2 protein-coding genes are annotated in these 3,506 nt (G+C 61.4%); both read right to left on the minus strand.

All coding sequences use genetic code 11. The annotated features are described in order from the left end of the window. Positions 1-12: 12 nt before the first annotated feature. A complete protein-coding gene (locus tag M9827_RS05285) occupies positions 13-1,683 on the minus strand; it encodes a bifunctional protein-serine/threonine kinase/phosphatase (protein ID WP_250603980.1) in 1,671 nt (556 codons plus the stop codon). Between the two features lie 7 nt (positions 1,684-1,690). After that, entirely contained in the window at positions 1,691-2,902 is a 1,212-nt protein-coding gene (locus tag M9827_RS05290; protein WP_250603982.1) for a nitrate/nitrite transporter, read from the minus strand. Positions 2,903-3,506: the final 604 nt, after the last annotated feature.

Consider the following 3,506-nt stretch of genomic DNA (forward strand, 5'->3'; position numbering starts at 1 on the left):
CGCGACGCGGTCTCAGCCGTGAAACAACAAAACCAGCAACACCAGATTCCCCAACAGAGCCAGCAACGCCATCGTCCGCCAGACCTTCAACGGCTCACGCTCCAGTAACGGCCGAGGCCGCACACTCAAACTCCGCCGCTCGCCCTGTTCCAACACCAACAACCACTCTTCAGCCGTTTCAAAACGCTGCTGCGGATCCACCGCAACACCGCGTTCCAGGCTCTGCGCCAGCCACTCCGGCAGATCCGGCCGATAACGACTGGCGCTTACCGGCAGACCAAAGCGCGGCCGCTGAAACGCTTCGATCTCGCCATGGGGGAAATGCCCGGTGAGCAGGAAATACAGGGTCACACCGACTGCATACAAATCCTGCTGTGCACTCGGCGGATCACCGCGAAACGCTTCCGGGGCGATATAGCTTGGCGTTCCCGGCAGCGTCGATGGCGCGTCTTCGGACAGTCCCGGGCAATACGCCAGGCCAAAATCCAGTAGGCGCAATTCGCCGTCGTCACCCAGGTGCAGATTTTCCGGTTTGATGTCCCGGTGCAAAATCTGCCGTCGGTGCAAAAGCCCCATAGCACGCAACAGACGCTCGGCGATGTCCTGCCACTGCGCCAGCGGCAATGGGCCGGACTGCTGGAACCACTGCGCCAGCGTCGTCCCTGAATATTCGCGCATCACGTAGTACAAATGCTGACGCTGCTGGCAGGCATGGACTTCGGGAAAATGGCGGCCGGCCACGCGTTTCAGGAACCATTCCTCGGACAGCAGCGCCTGCCCGGCGCGAGGGTCATCGGCGTTACGCGATGGCAGGGTTTTCAGTAACCACGTCTGACCTTGGCCATCGAGAACCCGATACAGCAGCGATTGCTGGCTCTGACTGACAATGCCGTGCACCTGCCAGCCCTCGAATGACTGGCCGGGTTTCAGCAGGGGCGGCAGAGGCCATTGCTGCAAATGAATCAATGCATCGCCAATATTCGCTTCACCCACCGCATCGACGCGCACCAGCAAAGCGCTGGCATTGTCCTGACTCCCCGCCAGATGCGCGGCGTTGACCAGCGTTTGCGCGGCGCTGTGCAGATCCGGTTGATCACGCAGAATCGCCGCAATCCCGGTATCGCCCAGCGTCGACCAGACCCCGTCACTGAGCAGCACAAAGCTTTCGCCTTCACGCAGTTCGCCGTCGAGAAAATCCAGCACCAGATGCTGATCCAGGCCCAGCGCGCGTTTGAGCACATGCTGCATGCCGGGCTGGTCCCAGACGTGATCTTCGGACATTCGCTGCAAACTATCGCCATGCCAGCGATACACCCGGCAATCGCCGACGTGGGCGAGGGTAAAGCGCCGGCCGCGCAGGACCAGAGCACTGACCGTGGTGAGCAACGGCTGGCCACCGCCATTGGCCTGCAACCAGCGATTTTGCGCGAGCAGCAGGCGATCGAGTGCCTGTGCCACGCTCCAGGTTTCCGGCGTGGCGTAGTAGTCGAGCGCCAGCGCCTGCAAGGTCGACCGCGCAGCCAGTCCGCCATCGGCACACTGGCTGACACCATCGGCGATGGCGAACAGATAACCTTTGCTCGCCGCCAGCGCCGGAGCGGGCGTGACCAGACGCAAAGCGTCCTGATTCTCCGCACGCGGGCCGGTGGCGCTGGCGTCGGCAAAGCTCAGTTGCAGGGCCATTGAAGGTTCAGACCCGCGCCGCCGTCACTGCCGCCGAACCCCAGGTGGTTCTCCAGCGACGCTTGACGCCGTGCAGGCCAAACCACGCCAATACGCCCAGGCTGGCGAACAACCACAAAGCCAGTTGATAGCTGCCGGTGCTCTGTTTGATCGCGCCCATGCCGGCCGCCAAGGCAAAACCACCGATGCCGCCGGCCATGCCGATCAGCCCGGTCATGACGCCGATTTCCAGACGAAAACGCTGCGGCACCAATTGGAACACTGCGCCATTGCCTGCCCCTAAACCGAGCATGGTGCAGACGAAAAGTGCCAGCGCCGCGTAGGAACTTGGCAGGTTGAAGCCGACGGCAGCAATACAAATGGCTGCCACCGTGTACATCGCCAGCAACGTACGAATACCACCGAAGCGATCCGCCAGGGCGCCACCCAATGGCCGCATCAAACTGCCGCCGAACACGCAGGCGGCGGTGTAGTAACCGGCGGTCACCGGGCTCAGACCGTACTGATCGTTGAAGTAGCCAGGCAGGGCGCTGGCCAGGCCGATGAAGCCGCCGAAGGTGACGCTGTAGAAAAACATGAACCACCAACTGTCACGGTCGCCCAAGGCTTTGAAGTAGTCGGCCATGGCTTTGGCTTTCGGCCGCTGCGGGGCATTTTTTGCCAGCCAGGCGAACAGCACCAGGGTCAGGATCAGCGGGATCAGGGCGAAGCCGAACACGTTACTCCAGCCGAACGCAGCGGCGAGGACTGGCGCAATCAATGCCGCGAACACCGTACCGGAGTTGCCCGCACCGGCGATGCCCATGGCTTTGCCCTGGTGCTCTGGTGGATACCACTGCGATGCCAGCGGCAGGGCCACGGCAAACGACGCACCGGCCATACCGAGGAACAGGCCGAGGATCAGCGCCTGCTCATAACTGTGAATGCCCAGTTTCCAGGCACCGAACAGCGCGCAGATCACAATGACCTGGCCGATCAGCCCGGCGGTTTTCGGCGACAGCCGATCAGCGAGCATGCCCATCACAAAACGCAGCACCGCACCGGCGAGGATCGGCGTGGCGACGACAAGGCCGCGTTGCTGCGTGGTCAGCTGCAAATCAGCGGCAATCTGCACGGCCAGCGGGCCGAGCAGGTACCAGACCATGAAGCTCAGGTCGAAATACAGAAAGGCCGCGAACAGGGTCGGGGTGTGGCCGGATTTCCAGAAGCTTGAATTCATCGCGCACCTCAGCTGAAAAGAGTCTCGAAAGGAGTCGTGCAACAGCAGGTGGGGCGCCGCCACGGCCGCACCACCGGCCCCGGTCTGTGGGGCCAAAACGCAAAAACGCCGCTACCTGATGCGCCGGTTGGGGCGAACGGGTGAGCGACGTCTTTGTCGTGGGTGGGGCAACCGCCGTTGGTTACCTGTGCGTTTTACGTAGCGAGATTTGTGCCAACAAGTAAAAGATCAAAAGCCCCTCACCCTAGCCCTCTCCCGGAGGGAGAGGGGACTGACCGAAGTGTCTGGCGCCAAACACCGACCTGAAAGACCGAGTCGATTATGGATTTACAGCAGAAAACTACAGGTCTGCGTACTTCGCGAGCATTTCCCCTCCTCTGAGAGAGGGGACTGACCGAAGTGTCTGGCGCCAAACACCGACCTGAAAGACCGAGTCGATTATGGATTTACAGCAGAAAACTACAGGTCTGCGTACTTCGCGAGCATTTCCCCCTCCTCTGGGAGAGGGGACTGACTGAGGTGTCTGGCGTCAAGCACCGACCTGAAAGACCGAGTCGATTATGGATTTACATCAGAAAACTACAGGTCTGCGTACTTCGCGAGC

Source organism: Pseudomonas sp. AKS31, assembly GCF_023634765.1.
In the GTDB taxonomy this organism is placed as follows: domain Bacteria; phylum Pseudomonadota; class Gammaproteobacteria; order Pseudomonadales; family Pseudomonadaceae; genus Aquipseudomonas.